At 55.2% G+C, this 22,863-nt stretch carries 19 protein-coding genes; 11 read left to right on the top strand and 8 right to left on the bottom strand.

Annotation, left to right across the window (positions count from 1 at the left end; genetic code table 11):
• Positions 1-25: 25 nt before the first annotated feature.
• The 8 genes from PGS10_RS20025 to leuL all read right to left on the bottom strand — a co-directional run bounded on the left by PGS10_RS20025 (position 26) and on the right by leuL (position 9,390).
• On the bottom strand, positions 26-1,240 hold the full coding sequence (locus tag PGS10_RS20025) for an MFS transporter (protein ID WP_316423379.1): 1,215 nt from the start codon (positions 1,238-1,240) through the stop codon (positions 26-28).
• Positions 1,241-1,250: 10 nt separating this feature from the next.
• Positions 1,251-2,114, bottom strand: coding sequence for a shikimate dehydrogenase (locus PGS10_RS20020; protein WP_047042700.1), 864 nt, complete (start codon positions 2,112-2,114; stop codon positions 1,251-1,253).
• An 11-nt stretch (positions 2,115-2,125) separates the two neighbouring features.
• A complete protein-coding gene (locus PGS10_RS20015) occupies positions 2,126-4,159 on the bottom strand; it encodes an FAD-dependent oxidoreductase (protein ID WP_063413976.1) in 2,034 nt (677 codons plus the stop codon).
• A 369-nt stretch (positions 4,160-4,528) separates the two neighbouring features.
• Complete coding sequence (leuD, locus tag PGS10_RS20010; RefSeq protein ID WP_045389996.1) at positions 4,529-5,134, bottom strand: 3-isopropylmalate dehydratase small subunit; 606 nt, start codon at positions 5,132-5,134, stop codon at positions 4,529-4,531.
• A gap of 10 nt (positions 5,135-5,144) precedes the next feature.
• Positions 5,145-6,545 carry a 3-isopropylmalate dehydratase large subunit gene (leuC, locus tag PGS10_RS20005; RefSeq protein ID WP_047078141.1) on the bottom strand — a complete coding sequence of 467 codons (1,401 nt, stop codon included), beginning with the start codon at positions 6,543-6,545 and terminating at the stop codon, positions 5,145-5,147.
• Positions 6,546-6,547: 2 nt separating this feature from the next.
• The gene (leuB, locus tag PGS10_RS20000) at positions 6,548-7,639 is read right to left on the bottom strand and encodes a 3-isopropylmalate dehydrogenase (protein WP_015368262.1); all 1,092 of its coding nucleotides are present in this window, start codon (positions 7,637-7,639) and stop codon (positions 6,548-6,550) included.
• Positions 7,639-9,210, bottom strand: coding sequence for a 2-isopropylmalate synthase (gene leuA / locus PGS10_RS19995; RefSeq protein WP_015368261.1), 1,572 nt, complete (start codon positions 9,208-9,210; stop codon positions 7,639-7,641). The genes leuB and leuA overlap by 1 nt, the downstream gene beginning before the upstream one ends.
• Before the next feature lie 93 nt (positions 9,211-9,303).
• Positions 9,304-9,390 (bottom strand): leu operon leader peptide, encoded by an 87-nt coding sequence (leuL, locus tag PGS10_RS19990; RefSeq protein WP_020079614.1) that lies wholly within the window; start codon positions 9,388-9,390, stop codon positions 9,304-9,306.
• Positions 9,391-9,993: 603 nt separating this feature from the next.
• Between leuL and leuO the strand changes: the two genes are divergently transcribed.
• The 11 genes from leuO (at position 9,994) to mraY (ending at position 22,861) form a co-directional block, all read left to right on the top strand.
• Positions 9,994-10,962 carry a transcriptional regulator LeuO gene (gene leuO / locus PGS10_RS19985; protein ID WP_015368259.1) on the top strand — a complete coding sequence of 323 codons (969 nt, stop codon included), beginning with the start codon at positions 9,994-9,996 and terminating at the stop codon, positions 10,960-10,962.
• A gap of 389 nt (positions 10,963-11,351) precedes the next feature.
• Entirely contained in the window at positions 11,352-13,076 is a 1,725-nt protein-coding gene (ilvI, locus tag PGS10_RS19980) for an acetolactate synthase 3 large subunit (protein ID WP_032706640.1), read from the top strand.
• 2 nt (positions 13,077-13,078) lie between these two features.
• Positions 13,079-13,570 carry an acetolactate synthase small subunit gene (ilvN, locus tag PGS10_RS19975; protein ID WP_015368257.1) on the top strand — a complete coding sequence of 164 codons (492 nt, stop codon included), beginning with the start codon at positions 13,079-13,081 and terminating at the stop codon, positions 13,568-13,570.
• Between the two features lie 197 nt (positions 13,571-13,767).
• Positions 13,768-14,772, top strand: coding sequence for a catabolite repressor/activator (gene cra / locus PGS10_RS19970; protein WP_045390003.1), 1,005 nt, complete (start codon positions 13,768-13,770; stop codon positions 14,770-14,772).
• 638 nt (positions 14,773-15,410) lie between these two features.
• On the top strand, positions 15,411-15,869 hold the full coding sequence (gene mraZ / locus PGS10_RS19965) for a division/cell wall cluster transcriptional repressor MraZ (protein ID WP_015368255.1): 459 nt from the start codon (positions 15,411-15,413) through the stop codon (positions 15,867-15,869).
• Between the two features lies 1 nt (position 15,870).
• The gene (gene rsmH, locus PGS10_RS19960) at positions 15,871-16,812 is read left to right on the top strand and encodes a 16S rRNA (cytosine(1402)-N(4))-methyltransferase RsmH (protein ID WP_063413978.1); all 942 of its coding nucleotides are present in this window, start codon (positions 15,871-15,873) and stop codon (positions 16,810-16,812) included.
• Positions 16,809-17,174 (top strand): cell division protein FtsL, encoded by a 366-nt coding sequence (ftsL, locus tag PGS10_RS19955; protein ID WP_015704398.1) that lies wholly within the window; start codon positions 16,809-16,811, stop codon positions 17,172-17,174. Before rsmH ends, ftsL begins: the two co-directional genes overlap by 4 nt.
• Before the next feature lie 15 nt (positions 17,175-17,189).
• Positions 17,190-18,956 (top strand): peptidoglycan glycosyltransferase FtsI, encoded by a 1,767-nt coding sequence (locus tag PGS10_RS19950; RefSeq protein WP_045390005.1) that lies wholly within the window; start codon positions 17,190-17,192, stop codon positions 18,954-18,956.
• Positions 18,943-20,430 (top strand): UDP-N-acetylmuramoyl-L-alanyl-D-glutamate--2,6-diaminopimelate ligase, encoded by a 1,488-nt coding sequence (murE, locus tag PGS10_RS19945; RefSeq protein WP_045376465.1) that lies wholly within the window; start codon positions 18,943-18,945, stop codon positions 20,428-20,430. The genes PGS10_RS19950 and murE overlap by 14 nt, the downstream gene beginning before the upstream one ends.
• The gene (gene murF / locus PGS10_RS19940) at positions 20,427-21,785 is read left to right on the top strand and encodes a UDP-N-acetylmuramoyl-tripeptide--D-alanyl-D-alanine ligase (RefSeq protein ID WP_063413982.1); all 1,359 of its coding nucleotides are present in this window, start codon (positions 20,427-20,429) and stop codon (positions 21,783-21,785) included. The genes murE and murF overlap by 4 nt, the downstream gene beginning before the upstream one ends.
• On the top strand, positions 21,779-22,861 hold the full coding sequence (gene mraY, locus PGS10_RS19935; RefSeq protein WP_004204335.1) for a phospho-N-acetylmuramoyl-pentapeptide-transferase: 1,083 nt from the start codon (positions 21,779-21,781) through the stop codon (positions 22,859-22,861). Before murF ends, mraY begins: the two co-directional genes overlap by 7 nt.
• Positions 22,862-22,863: the final 2 nt, after the last annotated feature.

Below are 22,863 nucleotides of genomic sequence, written 5' to 3'. Positions count from 1 at the left end.
TATCCATTATTGTTGTCGTTGAACCTCAGGCGGTGACGGTGGTGCGGGACACTCTTTGCGCCGCGCGCGCCTGAAGTTGACGATAGCCGATGTACAGGGCGATCACAAAGCCGATGACGGCGATCAGGAAATCAAACCACATAATGCTGGCAATGCTAATCTGCGAAAGCCTGGCGGTGATAAGCGGGATCGTGAAGCTCGCGATGCTGCCAGCGGTGTAGAAGATCCCCGTCGCCTTGCCTTTGCCATTCGGAAAGCTCATCGCCATGATGGTCGCTCCCAACTGCAGTACCCCGCCGGCAGCGGCAAAGCCGATGACGAAGGCGAAGCCGGTCACCATCACCGGTGTCGGGAACAGGCACACTAACAGCAGCGAGACCATCGACAGACAGGTATAGATGATCATGGCCACCGCTGAGCTGAACACCTCTTTGACAAAGGCGGCGGTCACGAAGACGCAGACCAGCGAACCGACGGTGTAGATGCTCAGCAGCTTGATCGCCGAGGCATAAGGCATGCCGACCACTAACTGACCATATTGCGCCAGCCATTGACTGACCAGGTAAAAGGTTGCCATGCCGATATAGCCGTACAGGGTAAAGACAACCATATCCAGTTTGTTGGCTTGCGGCTTAGCGGAAGCTTCTGTCTGCGCCGTTGGAGTCTCTTCCTTTTTGGCCGCCTGGCTGTCGGGGAACGGCATCTTGAGCAGATAAATTGCGCTCAGTACAAACAGAGCCGCCGCGATCACAAACGACCAACCGAACCACAGATTCGCCCATATCAGCAGGCTGATAATGAACGGCAGCAGGAACTGCCCTGCGGAAACGAAGGCTTTGATGAGTACGTTAGCGCGGCTGGCGGAGTGCGGGAACGACTCCATCAGCGCCGGATAGGTTCCGGAGTCGAGGAAGCTGTTCGCCAGACCGGCCATGATGCCAAACACGTAGGCCAGATAGATATTTTTGGTCAGCAGAATGCCGACGAAAAAGATCAGGTAGCTGAGGATCCCAAGATAGATAAAGGGCTTACGACCAAAGCGATCCGACAAAAAGCCGGTCACGATCGTCGCCAGCTTACCGATACCTAATGAGGAGATAACGATCGATACGCCAGCGGCGTCTGTTCCCCACTGTTCCTGAAGATGGGCCATGTTGAGGGTGATTAAAAGCACCCCCATGCCGTGGATCAGGTAGTTGAGATACAGCCCTGCCGCAGTAGGGATGTATTTGTTTTTCATCTCTTGCCTCTTAGAACAGAATGCTCTTGACGTAGTCAACCGGCATCTCTTTGCCCGTCCAAATTTCGAACGCGCGCGCGCCTTGCCACAGCATCATTCCCAGGCCGTTGAGGGTCCGGCAGCCTTTTTTCTCCGCCACTTCCAGCAGATGGGTTTTACGCGGGTTATAGACGACGTCGGAGACAATCAGGTCCGGGCGCAGGAAGCTGTCGTTTGGCAGCAGCATCTGGCCTTCGAATGGTTTCATACCGACGCCGGTGGCGTTGGTGAGGATCACGCTGCTGTCGATTTCGGCGTGCAGCTTGTCATGATCGTCGAGATCGAAGAGATGGATCTCGCAGTCGGTGTTGTCGCGGATCTTGGCGACGGTCTGCTCGGCATTGGCGAAGAACTTGTCTTTACGGTTGAAGATCGAGATGGCCTTCACGCCGTCGAGCGCGGCCTGTACGCTGATGGCGGTAGCCGCGCCGCCTGCGCCGAGGATGGTCATCTTCTTGCCAATGATATCGATACCGGCTTCTGACAGCGCGCGCATATAGCCGGTGCCGTCGGTAATGTGGCCGGTTAACACGCCATTATCGTTGACGACGGTATTGACCGCGCCGACCAGCTGCGCCGCCGGCGAAAGCTTGTCGAGATACTGGCAAATTTCGGTTTTATTCGGCATCGAGACGTTGTAACCACGCAGTTTTAGCGCGCGGAAACCCTGCACGACATCTTTTAGCTCCTGGTTATCGACCTCGAACGCCAGGTAGGCGTAATCGAGGCCAAGATGGGCAAAGGCTTCGTTGTGCATGGTCGGCGACATGCTGTGACGAATCGGGGTAGCGATTAGGCCAATCAGTTCGGTATGACCGGTAAGACGTTCTGCCATGATTAATATCCTCAATATGTTAAAAATGGAATCTGTTGCGCTTCGCGATTGCCGAGTACGCCCATGTCTTCGAGTATCTCCAGCACGTTGCGGCCTTCGCGCACGCCGTCGATAATTCTCCGGGCCGACAGGCTGTCGCCGATATTCATGATTTTTACGTTGTTGGCGGCGGCCCACTGGGCGATATCGTCGAGACCTGCGCGGTTGGCGCGCATTCCCAGGCATACAAAGCCATAGTCGAAGGGAATGTCGAACGTGCCGTTGACGGTATTAACGGTGAAATGGTCTGGAGCGACGGCGGTTAATCGGGTCTGCATGTGTTGCTCCACCTGGTGTTCTTCCAGCATGGTCAACATCGCGTTTTTGGTAATAATGTCGAGGTCCTGTCCCGGCGCGTCCTGCATTTCAATCAGCACCGTCTCGGCGCCGCGCGCTGAGAAGTATTCAATGACGTCCAGGCCGACGGCGCCGCCGCCAACCACGACGATGCGTTTACCTGCGGCATCGGCAAAGGCGTCAAGGTGTTCAATCATGCCGGTTATTGAAAACAGGCGGCCACCTTCGGCGTCAATGTTCTCGCGCAGGCCTTCGATAGGCGGCAGCAGAGGAACCGAGCCGGTGGCGTTGACGATGAGCTGTGGATGCAGCGCGGCGACTGAAGCGACATCGGCGCGTTTACCGACCTGCAGCATCAGATTACTGAGCCCGGAAAGGCGGTTTTTCATAAACTGCGGGAAATCGGCGATGCGCTTTTTCTCCGGCAGCAGCGCAATGGTGCTGGCCAGTCCGCCGACGTGGCTTTTCTCTTCCAGCAGCCAGGTGTTACAGCCGACTTCCGCGGCGGTGCAGGCGGCTTCCATTCCTGCAGTGCCGGCGCCGATTACCACAACGTTGGTTTCGCGCGAAACACGCTGCTGCTTGTAAGCGTCGCCGTGGATGATGTCCGGGTTGATCGAGCAGCGCAGCGGACGAGAACGGGCGATGCGGTGATCCGCGCAGCCGATATTGCAGGAGATGCATTTACGCATCAGACGCTCATTGCCGCTTTGTACTTTCTGTACCCATTCAGGCTCGGCAATCAAACCACGACCAATGGCGATCAGATCGGCATCGCCGCTGGCGAGGATATCTTCGGCGATTTTTGGCGAACGAATGTTGCCGGCGATGACCGTCGGCTTATGGAATTTATCGCGTACCGCGCGAGAGAGGTAGCGCTTCCAGCCGTCTTCCAGCGACATCTGGTCGATTTGTAAATTCAGGTTATCGTTCTGCGCGGCAGAGACGTTAATAATGTCGACCTTATCCTGGCACAGCTCGAGGATGCGCAGCGAATCTTCCAGCGTGTTGCCGCCCTTTAAGAAATCGTCGGCGCTGATGCGCAGGCTTATCGGGAAACGTGGTCCAACGCAGGCGCGAACCTTATCGATAATCAGGCTTAATATGCGGGTGCGGTTTTCGATACTGCCGCCGAATTCGTCGGTACGTTTATTAAATAGCGGCGACAAAAACTGGCTAATTAAATAGGAATGGCCGCCATGAATTTCTACGCAGTCAAAACCGGCGCGGCGTACGCGCTCAGCGGCGTCGCCAAATTTGTCTACCGCGTGATAAATTTCCTCGTGAGTCATTGGCCGCGGAATATTACCGTGCTTTTTCGACGGCGTGCTGGATGCCGAAAGCGGCGTCTGCCCATTCAGGCGATAAGCATAAGCCGAAGCGCCCGCGTGATTCAGCTGAATCGCTACGCAGGCGCCGTGTTTATGGAGGGTTTCGGTTAATTTAAACAGGCGCGGAATATATTGATCGTTATCGATACGTAACTGCGTCGTGCCATTGGAGGCGAAGGGAAAATCAATGCAGATATTTTCCACGGTAATGAGCCCGGTGCCGCCTTTCGCCCGCAGTTCGTAGTATTCAAGCTGCTCCTGCGAGACTTCGCCATTCAGAGTGGCCATATTGGTACCCATCGGCGGCATGATAATGCGATTTTTTATGGTCATCCCGTTGATGGTTAGCGGGCTGAATAGATGAGGATAGTGGCTCATTTAGGCTCTCCACAAGAACGGCAGGCGGCCCACGATGTGAGGCAGGCGACGTGACGTATCTAAAGTTAATATTTCTCTGTCAGGAAAGATAACGAGCCGGGGAGGGGAAAAATAATGCTTTTTTTTGTGCTGAGCTATAGGGGTTTTCTATGGAGTTAACTGTTAATTCACATATTAGGCGGTTTGTTTTAAATACTTCTGCTGATTATTTACTTGTCATTGTGGATATAAACAAAAATAGCCCGCTTACGCCGGTATAAATGCATGATAAAGGACGGGAAGAATAAATTTATCTATAAATTATACGTAGTCATGTGCGCCAGAGAGGAGCACAAAGAGAAAGCCCGGCTTGCTCGCCGGGCTTAAAGGTTAGTTCATAAAGGCGGGCTGTTGACGCTCGTAGGCGGAAATCGCCTCTTCATGCTGCAGCGTCAGGCCGATGCTATCCAGACCGTTGAGCATGCAGTGGCGGCGGAAGTCGTCGATTTTAAAGCTGTAGGTTTTATCCCCGGCTTTAACCACCTGCGCTTCAAGATCTACTTCAAAGCTGATGCCCGGGCTCGCCTGTACCAGCTTGAACAGCTCGTCCACCTGCTCATCGCTGAGCGTCACCGGCAGCAGTTGGTTATTAAAGCTGTTGCCGTAAAAGATATCGGCAAAGCTTGGCGCAATCACCACTTTGAAACCGTAATCGGTCAACGCCCACGGCGCGTGCTCGCGCGAGGAGCCGCAGCCGAAGTTTTCACGCGCCAGCAGGATAGACGCCCCTTTATATTGCGGGAAGTTCAGCACGAACTCCGGGTTCGGTTGCTGCCCCTGGTCGTCGAGGAAACGCCAGTCGTTAAACAGGTGCGCGCCAAAGCCGGTACGCGTCACTTTCTGCAGGAACTGCTTAGGAATGATCGCATCGGTATCGACGTTTGCGGCATCCAGCGGAACCACCAGGCCAGTATGTTGGGTAAATTTCTCTGCCATGATGGTCTCCTTATTTCAAGTTACGGATATCGGCGAAATGGCCGGTCACCGCTGCCGCCGCGGCCATCGCCGGGCTGACTAAATGGGTGCGTCCACCGCGGCCTTGACGGCCTTCAAAGTTACGGTTGCTGGTAGAGGCGCAACGTTCGCCGGGATTCAGGCGGTCGTTGTTCATCGCCAGGCACATGGAGCAGCCCGGTAAGCGCCATTCAAAACCGGCGTCGATGAAAATCTTATCCAGACCTTCGGCTTCCGCCTGCGCTTTCACCGGGCCGGAGCCGGGAACCACCAGCGCCTGTACGCCCGGCGCCACTTTACGCCCTTTGGCGATTTCCGCCGCCGCGCGTAAATCTTCGATTCGCGAGTTAGTGCAGGAACCGATAAAGACTTTATCGATCGCGACCTCGGTCAACGGCACGCCGGATTTCAGCCCCATATAGGTCAGCGCTTTCTCGGCGCTGGCGCGTTCGACCGGATCGCTGAACGATGCCGGATCCGGGATAATATCGGTGACCGAGATGACCTGGCCTGGATTGGTGCCCCAGGTAACCTGCGGCGCAATCTCTTCCGCCTGCAGCGTGACTACGGTATCGAAGGTGGCGTCATCGTCGGTTTTCAGCGTTTTCCAGTATTCCACCGCGTCGGCGAAATCCTGGCCCTTCGGCGCGTGCAGGCGGCCCTGCACGTAATTGAAGGTCGTCTCGTCCGGTGCGACCAGACCCGCTTTGGCGCCCATTTCGATTGCCATATTGCACAGGGTCATACGGCCTTCCATGCTCAGATCGCGAATGGCTTCGCCGCAGAATTCGACCACGTGACCGGTACCGCCGGCGCTACCGGTTTTGCCGATGATCGCCAGCACAATGTCTTTGGCGGTAATGCCCGGCGCCGCTTTGCCACGAACCTCGATTTTCATGGTCTTCGCGCGACCCTGTTTCAGGGTCTGGGTTGCCAAGACGTGTTCCACTTCGGATGTGCCGATACCGAACGCCAGCGCGCCGAATGCGCCGTGTGTGGCGGTATGGGAATCGCCGCACACGATGGTCATCCCCGGCAGGGTGACGCCCTGTTCCGGGCCCATGACGTGTACGATGCCCTGGAACGGGTGATTTAAGTCATACAGCTCAACGCCAAACTCTTTGCAGTTCTTAATCAGCTCCTGCATCTGAATACGGGCCATTTCGCCGGAGGCGTTGATATCTTTGGTCTGCGTTGAGACGTTGTGATCCATGGTGGCGAACGTTTTGCCCGGCTGGCGCACCGGACGACCGTGCGCGCGCAGGCCGTCAAACGCCTGCGGAGAGGTGACTTCGTGCACCAGATGGCGGTCAATATACAGCAGCGGGGTTTCGTTCTGCGCTTCGTATACCACATGCGCATCAAACAATTTTTCGTATAACGTCTTCGCCATGATTACACCCCTTCCGCGACATAGCGGGCAATGATATCGCCCATTTCATCTGTACTGACCGCCGCCGTACCGCGCGCTAAGTCGCCGGTACGAATGCCTTCTTCTAACGCGCGGTTGATAGCGCGTTCAATGGCGCTCGCCGCGTCGCCGGCATCCAGGCTATAGCGCAGCAGCAGCGCCAGCGACAGGATTTGCGCAATCGGGTTGGCGATATTTTTGCCCGCGATGTCCGGCGCCGAGCCGCCCGCTGGTTCATACAGGCCAAAACCTTGCTCGTTGAGGCTGGCGGACGGCAACATGCCCATAGAGCCGGTGATCATCGCGCACTCGTCGGACAGGATGTCGCCAAACAGGTTCGAGCACAGCAGGACGTCGAACTGCGACGGATCTTTGATAAGCTGCATGGTGGCATTATCGATATACATATGCGCCAGCTCGACATCCGGATACTCTTTGCCAATCTCGTTGACGATTTCGCGCCACAAGATAGAAGACTGCAGGACGTTGGCTTTATCGATTGACGTCACTTTATGACGACGCTTGCGCGCTGATTCAAAGGCAATACGCGCGATACGCTCGATTTCAAAGCGGTGGTATACCTCAGTATCGAAAGCTTTTTCATGCTGGCCGCTGCCTTCGCGGCCCTTCGGCTGACCGAAGTAGATGCCGCCGGTCAGTTCGCGCACGCACAGAATGTCGAAGCCGTTGGCGGCGATATCGGCGCGCAGCGGGCAGAACGCTTCCAGCCCCTGATACAGTTTAGCCGGGCGCAGGTTGCTGAATAATTTGAAGTGCTTACGCAGCGGCAGCAGCGCGCCGCGTTCCGGCTGTTCGGCCGGCGGCAGATGTTCCCACTTCGGACCGCCGACGGAACCGAACAGAATCGCGTCTGCCTGCTCGCAGCCATCAACGGTGGCTTGCGGCAGCGGCATGCCCTGACGGTCGATGGCGATGCCGCCAACGTCGTACTGGCTGGTGGTGATACGCATTGAAAAACGGTTACGAACGGCTTCCAGTACTTTCATCGCCTGGTTCATCACTTCCGGGCCAATTCCATCACCCGGCAAAACGGCAATATGATAATTCTTCGACATTACACGGTTTCCTTGTTGTTCTCTTTATTCTGAGCTTGGCGTTGCAATTCTTTTTCGACTTCGGCGGCGCGCCAGATGTTGTTCAGCACGTGTACCATCGCTTTTGCTGACGATTCGACGATATCGGTCGCCAGGCCGACGCCGTGGAAGCGGCGACCGTTGTATTCCACGACGATATCAACCTGACCCAGCGCATCTTTGCCGTGACCTTTGGCGCTTAAGCCATACTTCACTAAGTCGATGTTGTAGTCCGTCACGCGGTTAATAGCCTGGTAGATAGCGTCAACCGGGCCGTTGCCGTTGGCGGCTTCGGTTTTGATGTCATCACCGCATGCCAGCTTGATAGAGGCGGTAGCGATATCGCTCGAGCCAGACTGGACGCTGAAGTAGTCGAGACGGAAATGCTCTGGCTCTTCCTGCTGCTTATTGATGAACGCCAGCGCTTCCAGGTCGTAGTCGAAGACCTGGCCTTTTTTATCCGCCAGCTTCAGGAACGCGTCATACAGATGATCCAGGTTGTAGTCGCTCTCTTTATAGCCCATCTCTTCCATACGGTGTTTCACCGCCGCGCGACCGGAGCGTGAAGTCAGGTTCAGCTGTACCTGGTTCAGGCCGATGGATTCCGGGGTCATGATTTCGTAGTTTTCGCGGTTCTTCAGCACGCCATCCTGATGAATACCGGAAGAGTGGGCGAAGGCGCCGGTGCCGACGATGGCTTTGTTAGCCGGGATAGGCATATTGCAGATTTGGCTGACGGTCTGGCTGGTACGCCAGATTTCGTGGTGATTGATGTTGGTGTGCACGTTCATAATGTCTTTGCGCACTTTGATCGCCATGATCACCTCTTCCAGCGCGCAGTTACCGGCGCGTTCGCCGATACCGTTCATCGCGCCTTCTACCTGACGCGCGCCAGCGTGGACGGCGGCGAGGGCGTTACCGACGGCGATGCCTAAATCATCATGGGTGTGGACTGAAATAATCGCTTTATCAATGTTTGGTACGCGTTCATACAGACCGCTGATGATGTTGGCGTATTCGAACGGCATGGTGTAGCCGACGGTATCCGGGATATTAATAGTCGTGGCGCCGGCGCGGATAGCCGCTTCGACGACGCGAGCCAGATCGTCGATCGGCGTACGACCTGCGTCTTCACAGGAAAATTCGACGTCATCGGTATAGTTACGTGCGCGTTTCACCATGTAAATAGCGCGCTCAATGACTTCATCCAGCGTACTGCGCAACTTGGTGGCGATATGCATCGGAGACGTTGCGATGAAGGTGTGGATGCGGAACGCTTCGGCCACTTTTAAGGATTCCGCCGCCACGTCGATATCTTTCTCAACGCAGCGAGCCAGCGCGCACACGCGGCTATTTTTGATGGTGCGCGCGATGGTCTGCACCGATTCAAAATCGCCTGGGGAAGAAACCGGGAAACCGACTTCCATCACATCGACGCCCATACGTTCGAGGGCCATGGCTATCTGCAGCTTCTCTTTCACGCTCAGGCTGGCCTGTAACGCTTGTTCCCCATCACGTAAGGTCGTATCGAAAATAATGACTTGCTGGCTCATGGTTTAGATCCTTAATCTGTTGCCTGGCGCCTTGCTTCGAGCATAAAAAAACCCGCGCAATGGCGCGGGTTTAGTGTCTTGCTGGAAGATGACTTAACGCTGAACGTCGCCCAACAGCCTACCGCGCACAATGGATGCGTTTAGTAGTAGTAGGCTGGTGAAACGAGTGGTGCGAATCATGCGTCATACTCCAGTTGAAATCGATATGCTTTTAGAGTTACTGGATAGCGGTTTTGATGTCAACCCCAGGCAAGATAAAAACTGTTTTTCACCAGCCTGGTGAATTAGCTAATTGTGCTGGATTATCCCTTGTTTTACCGACGATCCTATTTGAGACATTCATATGCCCCTGGAAAAATAAAACAATTAGAAAAATTTTTTATCATAAAGGGGATGAAAAATATGAGAGAGGGTTCCATTGTTATCTTAATGAAAGATAAGAGATTAATGGTATTCTCATCGCTGATTTTGAGGGGTTTAGACAAAAGGAAGGATAACAAAGTGTTAATTAATCGCAGGGATAAACTAGATAGTTAATTGATACTTAAATTGCAATTAACTAATAGTGGTGTTGTTTATTCCTGTGATCTATGGGTACACTTTATATCATCAAGTAAATGATATGTTTTAGGCGGGTTCCGGTGATGTCCTGTGAGGTTTTTCGTCGCTACTCATAACCTTGATATATTCCTAAAATTCCATTTTGCCCTTTTGCAGATTTAATATGCATGATAAATGATATTGTCTTAATTAATTACTGCACTTTGGTAAAAGGAATTTAGCGTGACGGTGGAGTTAGATATGTTAATTGAAAATACTGAATATAAATCAGCCCCGGGACAGGAAGTCGTTAAACCACAACTGCGGATGGTGGATCTCAACCTGCTGACCGTGTTTGATGCGGTGATGCAGGAACAAAATATTACCCGTGCGGCCCACACTCTCGGGATGTCCCAACCGGCGGTGAGTAACGCGGTCTCTCGCCTTAAGGTGATGTTTAATGATGAACTGTTTGTTCGCTATGGGCGCGGCATTCAGCCAACGGCGCGGGCCTATCAGCTGTTCGGCTCGGTACGCCAGGCATTGCAACTGGTGCAAAATGAGCTGCCGGGTTCCGGCTTTGAACCGCTGAGCAGCGAGCGCGTATTTAACCTCTGCGTTTGTAGCCCATTGGATAATTACTTAACCTCGCTAATATTTAATAAAGTTGGTGAAATCGCGCCAAATATTCATCTGGTCTTTAAATCAGCGCTACATCAAAACACCGAACATCAGCTGCGTTATCAGGAAATTGAATTTGTTATCGGCTATGAAGAGTTCCGTCGTCCGGAGTTCGCCTGCATACCTTTATTCAAAGATGAAATGGTTTTGGTTGCCAGCCGTAAACATCCGCGTATTTCCGGGCCGTTAACGGAAGCGGATATTTATCAGGAAGAGCACGCGGTCGTCGCATTGGATCGTTATGCTTCATTTAGCCAGCCGTGGTATGACTCCGTGGATAAACAATCCTGCATTGCCTATCAGGGTAATGCCATGGTTAGCGTATTAAACGTGGTTTCGCAAACCCACATGGTGGCGATAGCGCCACGCTGGTTAGCCAATGAATTCGCGGATAAATTAGACCTGCAGATATTACCGCTGCCGCTGAAGGTAAATAGCCGCACCTGCTTCCTTTCATGGCACGAAGCGGCCGGTCGTGATAAAGGCCATCAATGGATGGAAGAGTTACTGGCGAATATCTGCCAGCGCTAATTGTCCTCATCCACAAAGGGGAGCGGAAGTTCCATCTTATCTGAGTAAACATTAAAAAGCAGAATATTATTCTGTTTATCACCGCGGGTTCTCGCAACCCGACGGTGAAAAATGGATGATTTTCTGCCGTAAGCCATTTTCCCCGAGTATTGGCTGTCTCATTTTTCTATTCCTGAAGCAATCCTCCATATATTTCTCCATATGCTTTCTTTTCTGCTTTTGAGACGCGCTCCAGACGCCGCCAGGCGAATTGCCTGCCTGTTGGCGAGCAGTTATGGTAATGCACAGCAAGTTGTTCACTTCAATGCGCTGCCGATGGCGGCGCATCATACGACGCGCGCGGAAAATGACTTCCGCCGTCGTGAAAACAAAAAGCCTGGAGGCAAACCATGGAGATGTTGTCAGGAGCCGAGATGGTCGTCCAATCGCTTGTCGATCAGGGCGTCAAGCAAGTATTCGGCTATCCCGGAGGCGCGGTCCTCGATATCTACGATGCATTACATACCCTCGGCGGCATAGACCATGTGCTGGTGCGCCATGAGCAGGCGGCGGTGCATATGGCTGACGGGCTGGCGCGCGCGACCGGCGAAGTCGGGGTGGTGTTGGTGACCTCCGGCCCGGGAGCGACTAACGCTATTACCGGTATCGCAACGGCTTACATGGATTCTATTCCGCTGGTCATTCTTTCCGGGCAGGTCGCCACCTCGCTGATTGGCTACGATGCCTTCCAGGAGTGCGATATGGTCGGTATCTCGCGCCCGGTGGTCAAACACAGCTTCCTGGTGAAACAGACTGAAGATATTCCCGGCATTTTAAAGAAAGCGTTCTGGCTGGCGGCCAGCGGCCGACCGGGGCCCGTGGTAGTCGATTTGCCGAAGGATATTCTTAATCCGGCGAAAAAGCTGCCTTACGTTTGGCCGGATGCGGTCAGCATGCGTTCTTACAACCCGACAACCAGCGGTCATAAAGGGCAGATCAAACGTGCGTTGCAAACGCTGGTGGCGGCGAAAAAACCGGTCGTATACGTCGGTGGCGGGGCGATCAATTCGCAGTGCGAAGCACAGCTGCGTACCTTGGTCGAAAAGCTGAAGTTACCGGTAGTCTCTTCATTAATGGGCTTAGGCGCTTTTCCGGCGACTCATCAGCAGGCGCTTGGCATGCTGGGGATGCACGGCACCTATGAAGCCAACATGACCATGCATCATTCCGACGTTATTTTTGCAGTCGGCGTACGCTTTGACGATCGCACCACCAACAATTTGGCTAAGTATTGCCCGAACGCCACGGTGCTGCATATTGATATCGATCCTACGTCGATCTCCAAGACCGTCCCTGCGGATGTGCCGATCGTTGGCGACGCGCGGCAGGTGCTCGACCAGATGTTTGATCTGCTTGAGCAGGAAGAGAGCCAGCAGCCGCTGGATGAGATCCGCGACTGGTGGCAGCAGATCGAACAGTGGCGTTCCCGTCATTGTCTGCAATACGACACGCAAAGCGGCAAGATTAAACCACAGGCGGTAATTGAGGCTATCTGGCGCCTGACCAACGGTGATGCTTACGTGACCTCCGACGTTGGCCAGCATCAAATGTTCGCCGCGCTCTATTATCCATTCGATAAACCAAGACGTTGGATTAATTCCGGCGGCCTCGGCACGATGGGCTTTGGCCTGCCTGCGGCGCTGGGCGTGAAGATGGCGCTACCGCAAGAAACCGTCATCTGCGTGACCGGGGACGGCAGCATCCAGATGAACATTCAGGAGCTTTCCACCGCCCTGCAGTATGAACTACCTGTGCTGGTGTTGAACCTGAATAACCGTTACCTCGGGATGGTGAAGCAGTGGCAGGATATGCTCTATTCCGGCCGCCATTCGCAGTCCTACATGGAATCGCTGCCAGACTTCGTGCGCGTCGCCGAGGCGTATGGCCACGTCGGTATTCGCATCAGCGAGCCGCAAGAGCTGGAAGCTAAACTGGCGGAAGCGCTGGAGCAGGTACGTAATAACCGTCTGGTGTTCGTTGATGTTACGGTTGATGGTAGCGAGCATGTTTACCCCATGCAGATCCGCGGCGGCGGCATGGACGAAATGTGGTTGAGCAAAACGGAGAGAACCTGATTATGCGCCGGATATTATCTGTATTACTGGAGAACGAATCGGGGGCATTATCCCGGGTGATCGGCCTGTTTTCCCAACGCGGCTACAATATTGAAAGCCTGACGGTAGCGCCAACCGACGATCCGACGCTGTCCCGCATGACCATCCAGACGGTGGGCGACGAGAAAGCGATTGAGCAGATCGAAAAGCAGTTACATAAGCTGGTGGATGTGCTGCGGGTCAGCGAACTGGGCCAGGGCTCCCACGTCGAGCGTGAAATCATGCTGGTTAAAGTGCAGGCCAGCGGTTATGGCCGTGAAGAGGTGAAACGCAACACCGAGATATTTCGCGGGCAGATTATTGATGTGACGCCTTCTATCTATACCGTGCAGCTGGCAGGAACCAGCGATAAGCTGGATGCCTTCCTGGCCTCATTGCGCGACGTCGCGCGCATTGTTGAAGTGGCGCGCTCCGGTGTCGTCGGCCTGTCGCGTGGCGATAAAATTATGCGCTAAACGCTGAAAAAATGACGTAAAAATAGCCCGACACAAACTGTCGGGTTATTTTTTTGCGAATTCCGTAGGAACTGTGGACGAAAGCGGTTGCCGCGCTAACTATTCTGCGTTTAGATGTTATAAAAATGGATCTCTATACTCTAATGAGTATATCTATTTAATGGTTGTTTTTTGTACTTCTTACCCAAGGGGCAATTGTGAAACTGGATGAAATCGCCCGGCTGGCCGGTGTTTCAAGAACCACCGCGAGCTATGTGATTAATGGCAAAGCGAAGCAGTATCGCGTCAGCGATAAAACGGTCGAGAAGGTGATGGCGGTGGTGCGCGAGCATAACTACCACCCGAATGCGGTCGCTGCTGGCCTGCGCGCAGGACGCACGCGTTCAATTGGTCTGGTAATCCCGGATCTCGAAAATACCAGTTATACCCGTATTGCGAACTACCTGGAGCGTCAGGCGCGTCAGCGCGGCTACCAGTTGCTGATCGCCTGCTCGGAAGATCAGCCGGACAACGAAATGCGCTGCATTGAGCATCTGCTGCAGCGTCAGGTGGACGCGATTATTGTATCGACTTCGCTGCCGCCGGAGCACCCGTTTTATCAGCGCTGGGCGAACGATCCCTTCCCAATTGTCGCGCTTGACCGCGCGCTCGATCGTGAACACTTTACCAGCGTCGTCGGCGCCGATCAGGACGACGCCGAAATGCTCGCTGCCGAGCTGCGCAAATTCCCCGGCGACAATGTGCTGTATCTGGGAGCGCTGCCGGAGCTGTCGGTGAGTTTCCTGCGTGAGCAGGGGTTCCGTTCGGCGTGGAAGGATGACCCGCGGGAAGTGAACTTCCTGTATGCCAACAGCTACGAACGCGAAGCTGCAGCCCATCTTTTCGAGAAATGGCTGGAAACGCATCCGATGCCGCAACTGCTGTTCACCACCTCTTTCCCGCTGCTGCAGGGAGTGATGGACGTCACGCTGCGCCGTGAAGGCAAACTGCCATCCGAACTCGCCATCGCCACCTTCGGCGATAACGAACTGCTCGATTTCCTGCAGTGTCCGGTGCTGGCGGTCGCGCAGCGTCACCGCGACGTTGCCGAGCGTGTTTTAGAGATTGTACTGGCAAGCCTGGATGAACCGCGTAAGCCAAAACCAGGCTTAAGCCGTATTCGTCGTAACCTTTATCATCGCGGAAGTTTGAATCGCCGCTGATCCATTAGCGAAAAAAGGTTAAGATTCTTCGTAGGTTATTCGCCAGATGGATTAGCATCTGGCGATATTCCATACAATTTACGTAGAGATTCGTAAATCTATTCGCTTTCAGACAAATCCCTAAACTTCTTTACGCCTTATTTTGTTTTATTCCTGAGAAAGATTTTTTTGTATCCAAATGGTGCAAGAAAATGCGCAATACCCTTTGTTAGTATTATTTTGTTACATTCAGCGGAATAATTGCTGAATTAACAATCGCTTTATCCTGCCTTCATCGCATCTGAGAGCGTCAGGCCGCGGCACAAGTGCTTCTCCGTCCACAACAGGCACTGTTAACGGACATCAGAATGGCCTAAAATGCCGCTCGCGTCGCAAACTGACACTTTATATTTTCCCGCTGAAGATATTTTGTCGCTTTTAACTGTTACGAGTTTGTTGGTTATTTTCTTACACGTATTCATAACGTTAATTTGCCTCGTTTGTTGGTGATTTATTCATCAGGGCTAATATCGGCTGTAAATAATGGGTTTTTGCGCTCCGTTGGCATTAGTGCTGGCTTGACAAGCTTTTCCTCCGCTCCGTAAACTCCTTTAGGTGGGAATTTGTGGGGTAAAGTGGCGAAAAGGGGTGAGGCTGGCATGTTCCGTGGAGCAACGTTAGTCAATCTCGACAGTAAAGGCCGTTTGGCCGTACCGACGCGCTACCGCGACGGGCTGATCGAGGATGCTTCTGGTCAAATGGTGTGCACCATTGACATTCATCACCCGTGCCTGCTGCTTTATCCTTTGCCTGAATGGGAAATCATCGAGCAAAAATTGTCGCGTTTGTCGAGCATGAATCCCGTTGAGCGGCGCGTACAGCGCCTGCTTTTGGGGCATGCCAGCGAATGTCAGATGGATAGCGCCGGACGATTGCTAATCGCGCCGGTGCTGCGGCAACATGCCGGGCTGACAAAAGAAGTGATGCTGGTCGGACAGTTTAATAAATTTGAACTGTGGGATGAAACGACCTGGTATCAACGGGTCAAGGAAGATATCGACGCTGAGCAGTCCGCTACCGGTGAACTGTCGGAGCGCCTGCAGGATTTGTCTTTATAAAATGATGGAAAATTTTAAACACACTACGGTACTTCTGGATGAAGCCGTTAACGGCCTGAATATTCGTCCAAATGGTATCTACATTGATGGAACCTTTGGCCGCGGTGGTCACTCGCGTCTGATCCTCTCCCAACTGGGGGCGGAAGGGCGCCTGCTGGCAATCGATCGCGACCCGACGGCTATTGCCGTTGCGCAAACCATCGATGACCCACGCTTTTCCATCGTACATGGTCCTTTCTCGCAGCTGGCTGACTACGTCGCCGAGCGCAATCTTACCGGCAAGATCGACGGTATTCTTCTCGATCTTGGCGTTTCTTCACCGCAGCTGGACGACGCGGAACGCGGGTTCTCCTTTATGCGCGATGGTCCGCTGGACATGCGCATGGATCCGACTCGCGGTCAGTCCGCCGCCGAATGGTTACAGACTGCCGAAGAAGCCGATATCGCTTGGGTCATCAAAACCTTTGGCGAGGAGCGTTTCGGTAAACGTATCGCGCGCGCGATCGTTGAGCGTAACCGCATTGAGCCGATGACCCGTACCAAAGAGCTGGCGGAAGTTATCGCGGCGGCAACGCCGGTGAAAGATAAGCACAAACATCCCGCGACCCGTACCTTCCAGGCGGTGCGCATCTGGGTGAACAGTGAACTGGAGGAGATAGAGCAGGCGCTAAAAAGCTCGCTCGGCGTGCTGGCCCCCGGTGGTCGGCTGTCGATTATCAGTTTCCATTCGCTGGAAGACCGCATTGTGAAGCGTTTTATGCGTGAGCAAAGCCGCGGTCCGCAGGTTCCAGCAGGGATCCCGATGACTGAAGATCAGCTCAGGAAACTGGGCGGCCGTCAGTTGCGAGCACTAGGCAAGTTGATGCCGGGCGAAGAAGAGGTGGCAGAGAATCCACGCGCCCGTAGTTCAGTGCTGCGTATCGCAGAGAGGACGAACGCATGATCGGCAGAGTGACAGTAGCCTTAAGCAAAGTTAAAGGATCGTTAGGAAGCAACGAGCGCCATGCCTTGCCTGGCGTCATCGGGGACGATCTTCTGCGGTTTGGGAAGCTGCCACTCTGCCTGTTCATTTGCATCATCATAACGGCAGTGACCGTGGTGACGACGGCGCACCATACCCGTCTGTTAACCGCGCAGCGTGAACAATTAGTTCTGGAGCGTGACGCTCTGGATATTGAATGGCGCAACCTGATCCTCGAAGAGAACGCCCTTGGCGATCACAGTCGGGTTGAACGGATCGCGACAGAGAAGTTGCAGATGCAACACGTTGATCCATCACAAGAAAATATAGTGGTACAGAAATAAGGATTATTGCGACGCATGAAAGCAGCGCCGAAAACGCCAAAAGCAAAACGTCAGGAAGAACAGGCCAACTTTATCAGTTGGCGTTTTGCGTTGCTGTGCGGATGTATTTTAATCGCTCTCGCCTTCCTGCTTGGCCGCGTCGCGTGGCTGCAGGTTGTCAGCCCGGACATGCTGGTGCGTCAGGGGGATATGCGTTCCCTGCGCGTACAGGAAGTCTCCACCGCGCGCGGCATGATTACCGACCGCTCCGGCCGCCCGCTGGCGGTCAGCGTTCCGGTAAAAGCGATTTGGGCCGACCCGAAAGAGCTGCATGATGCGGGCGGTGTGACGCTCGATAACCGCTGGAAAGCGCTAGCCGATGCGCTGAACATGCCGCTGGATCAGCTGGCATCGCGCATCAACAGCAACCCGCGGATGCGTTTTATCTATCTGGCGCGTCAGGTGAACCCTGACATGGCCGACTACATCAGAAAACTGAAGCTGCCGGGGATCCATCTGCGCGAGGAGTCTCGCCGTTATTATCCGTCAGGCGAAGTAACCGCTCACCTCATTGGCTTCACCAACGTCGATAGCCAGGGGATTGAAGGGGTTGAGAAAAGCTTTGATAAATGGCTGACCGGTCAGCCGGGCGAACGTATCGTGCGTAAAGACCGCTATGGCCGCGTGATTGAAGACATTTCTTCCACCGACAGCCAGGCGGCGCATAACCTCGCGTTGAGCATCGACGAGCGCCTGCAGGCGCTGGTATATCGCGAACTGAATAATGCGGTGGCGTTCAACAAAGCGGAATCAGGCACCGCCGTTTTGGTTGACGTCAACACCGGTGAAGTGCTGGCGATGGCGAATAGCCCGTCGTACAACCCAAATAATTTCGCGGGTACCTCCAAAGATACCATGCGTAACCGCGCCATCACCGACGTATTTGAACCGGGTTCAACGGTGAAGCCGATGGTGGTGATGACGGCGCTGCAGCGCGGCATCGTCAATGAAAATACCGTGCTGAATACCATTCCATATCGAATTAACGGCCACGAAATCAAAGATGTGGCGCGCTACAGCGAATTGACCCTGACCGGGGTGCTACAGAAGTCGAGTAACGTCGGCGTTTCTAAGCTGGCGTTAGCGATGCCGTCCTCAGCGTTAGTAGATACTTACTCACGTTTTGGGCTTGGAAAGGCGACCAATTTGGGGTTGGTCGGAGAACGCAGTGGCTTATATCCTCAAAAACAACGGTGGTCTGACATAGAGAGGGCCACCTTTTCTTTCGGCTACGGGCTAATGGTAACACCGTTACAGTTAGCGCGAGTCTACGCAACGATTGGCAGCTATGGCATCTATCGCCCGCTGTCGATTACCAAAGTTGATCCACCGGTTCCGGGCGAGCGCGTGTTCCCGGACTCGCTCGTTCGTACCGTCGTTCACATGATGGAAAGCGTGGCGCTTCCCGGCGGCGGCGGCGTGAAAGCGGCGATTAAAGGCTATCGCATCGCCATTAAAACCGGTACGGCGAAAAAAGTGGGGCCGGATGGCCGCTACATCAACAAATATATTGCTTACACCGCAGGCGTTGCGCCCGCCAGCCACCCGCGTTTCGCGCTGGTGGTGGTGATCAACGACCCGCAGGCAGGTAAATACTACGGTGGCGCCGTTTCCGCGCCGGTATTCGGTGCCATCATGGGCGGCGTACTGCGCACCATGAACATCGAACCGGATGCGCTGGCAACGGGCGAAAAAAGTGAATTTGTGATTAATCAAGGCGAGGGAACAGGTGGCAGATCGTAATTTGCGCGACCTTCTCGCTCCGTGGGTGCCAAATGCGCCGGAGCGAATTCTGCGAGAGATGACGCTGGACAGCCGCGTGGCGGCGTCCGGCGACCTCTTTGTCGCGGTACAGGGTCATCAGGCGGACGGGCGTCGTTATATCCCGCAGGCGATAGCGCAAGGTGTTGCTGCCATTATTGCTGAGGCGCAGGGCGAGGCCGCAGACGGCGAAGTTCGCGAGATGCACGGCGTGCCGGTCATCTACCTTAGCCAACTGAACGAGCGGTTATCCGCGCTGGCCGGGCGTTTTTATCATCAACCTTCGCAGCAGATGCGCCTGGTGGGCGTTACCGGCACTAACGGTAAAACCACCACGACTCAACTGCTTGCGCAGTGGGCGAAACTGCTCGGCGAAACCAGCGCGGTGATGGGTACCGTCGGTAACGGCCTGCTGGATAAAGTGGTGCCAACCGAAAACACCACCGGCTCTGCGGTTGATGTTCAGCACGTGCTTTCCGGTCTGGTAGGGCAGGGGGCGACTTTCGGCGCGATGGAAGTCTCTTCTCACGGGCTGGTTCAGCACCGCGTGGCGGCGCTGCAGTTTGCCGCCTCGGTGTTTACCAACCTGAGCCGTGACCACCTCGACTACCATGGCGACATGGAACATTACGAAGCGGCGAAATGGCTGCTCTATTCCACCCACCATTGCGGCCAGGCCATCGTCAACGCCGACGATGAAGTGGGGCGTCGCTGGCTGGCGAAACTGCCGGATGCGGTGGCGGTGTCGATGGAAGATCATATCAATCCGAACTGCCACGGCCGCTGGCTGAAGGCGACCGCGGTCAACTATCACGACAGCGGCGCGACCATTCAGTTTGACTCGAGCTGGGGCAAGGGCGAAATCGAAAGCCGCCTGATGGGCGCCTTTAACGTCAGCAACCTGCTGCTGGCGCTGGCGACGCTGCTGGCGCTGGGCTATCCGCTGGCGGACCTATTGAAAACCTCTTCGCGTTTACAGCCGGTGTGCGGCCGCATGGAAGTGTTCAGCGCGCCGGGCAAACCGACCGTGGTGGTCGATTACGCCCATACGCCTGACGCGCTGGAAAAAGCGCTGCAGGCCGCGCGTCTGCACTGTAGCGGCAAGCTGTGGTGCGTCTTCGGCTGCGGCGGCGACCGCGACAAGGGCAAACGCCCGCTGATGGGCGCTATCGCGGAAGAGTTTGCCGATATCGTGGTCGTTACCGACGATAACCCGCGTACCGAAGAGCCGCGGGCGATTATTAACGACATTCTGGCCGGCATGCTTGATGCCGGGCAGGTGAAGGTGATGGAAGGCCGCGCGGAAGCGGTGACCAGCGCGGTGATGCAGGCGAAAGCGAACGACGTTGTGCTGGTCGCGGGCAAAGGCCACGAAGACTATCAGATAGTCGGCAACCGCCGTCTGGATTACTCCGACCGCGTTACCGTCGCGCGTCTGCTGGGAGCGGTAGCATGATTCGCTTTACATTAAGCCAGCTCGCCGATATCACCCGCGGCGAACTGCAGGGTAGCGATATCGCTATCGATGACGTGACGTCCGATACCCGCAAAGTCACGGCGGGTTGCCTGTTTGTGGCGCTGAAAGGCGAGCGTTTCGACGCGCATGATTTTGCCGAACAAGCGAAAGCGGCGGGCGCAGGCGCCCTGCTGGTTAGCCGCCAACTGGCCTGCGATTTACCGCAGGTGGTGGTGAAAGATACCCGTCTGGCTTTTGGCGAGTTAGCGGCCTGGGTGCGTCAGCAGGTGCCGACCCGCGTCGTTGCGCTCACCGGTTCGTCCGGTAAGACCTCGGTCAAAGAGATGACCGCGGCGATCCTCAGCCAGTGCGGAAATACGCTGTATACCGCCGGTAACCTGAATAACGATATCGGGGTACCGATGACGCTGCTGCGTCTGAACAAAGATCACCAGTATGCGGTGATTGAACTTGGCGCCAACCACCAGGGCGAAATCGCCTGGACCGTCAGCCTGACGCGTCCGGAAGCGGCGCTGGTCAACAACCTCGCCGCCGCGCACCTCGAAGGCTTCGGCTCGCTGGCGGGCGTGGCAAAAGCCAAGGGCGAAATCTTCACCGGCCTGCCGCAAAACGGCATCGCGATTTTGAATGCCGACAATAACGACTGGCTGAACTGGCAGAGCGTGATTGGCGATCGCAAAGTGTGGCGCTTCTCGCCGAACGCGGCGAACAGCGACTTCAGGGCGACCAATGTTCATATCACCAGTCATGGCACCGAATTTACGCTGCAGACCCCGTTCGGCAACGTCGACGTACTGCTGCCGCTGCCGGGGCGCCATAACATCGCTAACGCGCTGGCGGCAACTTCGCTGGCGATGGCGGTAGGCGCCGATCTGGCCGCGGTGAAAGCTGGACTGGCGCAGCTGCAAGCGGTGCCGGGACGTCTGTTCCCGATCCAACTGGCGGAAAACCAGCTGCTGCTGGATGACTCCTACAACGCTAACGTCGGTTCGATGACCGCCGCGGTACAGGTGCTGGCGGAAATGCCGGGCTTCCGGGCGATGGTGGTCGGCGATATGGCTGAACTCGGCGCGGAAAGCGCGGCCTGTCATCGCGAAGTGGGCGAAGCGGCGAAAGCGGCGGGCCTGGATTGCGTGCTCAGCGTCGGTTCACTGAGCGCGGATATCAGCAGCGCCAGCGGCGTGGGCGAACATTTTAACGATAAAGCCGCCGTGGTAGCTCGCCTGCGCGAGCTGCTGGCAGAGCATAAAATCATGACCATTTTAGTGAAGGGTTCACGTAGTGCCGCTATGGAAGAGGTAGTACGCGCATTACAGGAGATTGCGACATGTTAGTATGGCTGGCCGAACATCTGGTCAAATATTATTCCGGCTTTAACGTCTTTTCCTATCTGACGTTTCGCGCCATCGTCAGCCTGCTGACCGCGCTGTTCATCTCGTTGTGGATGGGCCCGCGTATGATCGCCCGTCTGCAAAAACTGTCTTTCGGTCAGGTCGTTCGTAACGACGGCCCGGAGTCCCACTTCAGCAAACGCGGGACCCCGACCATGGGCGGGATTATGATCCTCACCGCGATTACCGTTTCCGTCCTGCTGTGGGCTTATCCGTCCAACCCATACGTCTGGTGCGTGCTGACGGTATTAATCGGCTACGGCATCATCGGGTTTGTCGATGATTACCGTAAAGTCGTGCGTAAAGACACCAAGGGCCTGATTGCCCGCTGGAAGTATTTCTGGATGTCGGTAATCGCGCTGGGCGTGGCGTTCGCGCTGTATCTGGCGGGGAAAGACACCCCGGCGACCGAGCTGGTAGTGCCGTTCTTTAAAGATGTGATGCCGCAGCTGGGACTGTTCTACATCCTGCTGGCTTACTTCGTTATCGTCGGTACCGGCAATGCGGTCAACCTCACCGACGGCCTCGACGGCCTGGCGATTATGCCGACCGTCTTCGTCGCCGCCGGCTTTGCGCTGGTAGCGTGGGCCACCGGTAACATGAACTTCGCCAACTACCTGCATATTCCTTATCTGCGTCACGCCGGCGAGCTGGTTATCGTCTGCACGGCGATTGTCGGCGCGGGCCTGGGTTTCCTGTGGTTTAACACCTACCCGGCGCAGGTCTTTATGGGTGACGTCGGTTCGCTGGCGCTCGGCGGCGCGCTGGGCATTATCGCCGTACTGCTGCGTCAGGAGTTCCTGCTGGTGATTATGGGCGGCGTTTTCGTCGTGGAAACCTTGTCGGTTATCCTGCAGGTCGGCTCGTTCAAGCTGCGCGGCCAGCGCATCTTCCGTATGGCGCCGATTCACCACCACTATGAACTGAAAGGCTGGCCGGAACCGCGCGTTATCGTGCGCTTCTGGATTATTTCGCTGATGCTGGTGCTGATTGGCCTGGCGACGCTGAAGGTACGTTAATC

Source organism: Klebsiella sp. 141153, assembly GCF_032601995.1.
GTDB classification, from domain to species: Bacteria; Pseudomonadota; Gammaproteobacteria; order Enterobacterales; family Enterobacteriaceae; genus Klebsiella; species Klebsiella aerogenes.
This window is presented reverse-complemented; position numbering and strand designations above follow the sequence as displayed.

Bases quoted from the DNA above. Each gene is read 5' to 3' on its own strand.
- PGS10_RS20025 (WP_316423379.1), bottom strand. From the start codon at position 1,240: ATGAAAAACAAATACATCCCTACTGCGGCAGGGCTGTATCTCAACTAC.
- PGS10_RS20020 (WP_047042700.1), bottom strand. From the start codon at position 2,114: ATGGCAGAACGTCTTACCGGTCATACCGAACTGATTGGCCTAATCGCT.
- PGS10_RS20015 (WP_063413976.1), bottom strand. From the start codon at position 4,159: ATGAGCCACTATCCTCATCTATTCAGCCCGCTAACCATCAACGGGATG.
- leuD (WP_045389996.1), bottom strand. From the start codon at position 5,134: ATGGCAGAGAAATTTACCCAACATACTGGCCTGGTGGTTCCGCTGGAT.
- leuC (WP_047078141.1), bottom strand. From the start codon at position 6,545: ATGGCGAAGACGTTATACGAAAAATTGTTTGATGCGCATGTGGTATAC.
- leuB (WP_015368262.1), bottom strand. From the start codon at position 7,639: ATGTCGAAGAATTATCATATTGCCGTTTTGCCGGGTGATGGAATTGGC.
- leuA (WP_015368261.1), bottom strand. From the start codon at position 9,210: ATGAGCCAGCAAGTCATTATTTTCGATACGACCTTACGTGATGGGGAA.
- leuL (WP_020079614.1), bottom strand. From the start codon at position 9,390: ATGATTCGCACCACTCGTTTCACCAGCCTACTACTACTAAACGCATCC.
- ilvI (WP_032706640.1), top strand. From the start codon at position 11,352: ATGGAGATGTTGTCAGGAGCCGAGATGGTCGTCCAATCGCTTGTCGAT.
- ilvN (WP_015368257.1), top strand. From the start codon at position 13,079: ATGCGCCGGATATTATCTGTATTACTGGAGAACGAATCGGGGGCATTA.
- mraZ (WP_015368255.1), top strand. From the start codon at position 15,411: ATGTTCCGTGGAGCAACGTTAGTCAATCTCGACAGTAAAGGCCGTTTG.
- rsmH (WP_063413978.1), top strand. From the start codon at position 15,871: ATGATGGAAAATTTTAAACACACTACGGTACTTCTGGATGAAGCCGTT.
- ftsL (WP_015704398.1), top strand. From the start codon at position 16,809: ATGATCGGCAGAGTGACAGTAGCCTTAAGCAAAGTTAAAGGATCGTTA.
- PGS10_RS19950 (WP_045390005.1), top strand. From the start codon at position 17,190: ATGAAAGCAGCGCCGAAAACGCCAAAAGCAAAACGTCAGGAAGAACAG.
- murF (WP_063413982.1), top strand. From the start codon at position 20,427: ATGATTCGCTTTACATTAAGCCAGCTCGCCGATATCACCCGCGGCGAA.
- mraY (WP_004204335.1), top strand. From the start codon at position 21,779: ATGTTAGTATGGCTGGCCGAACATCTGGTCAAATATTATTCCGGCTTT.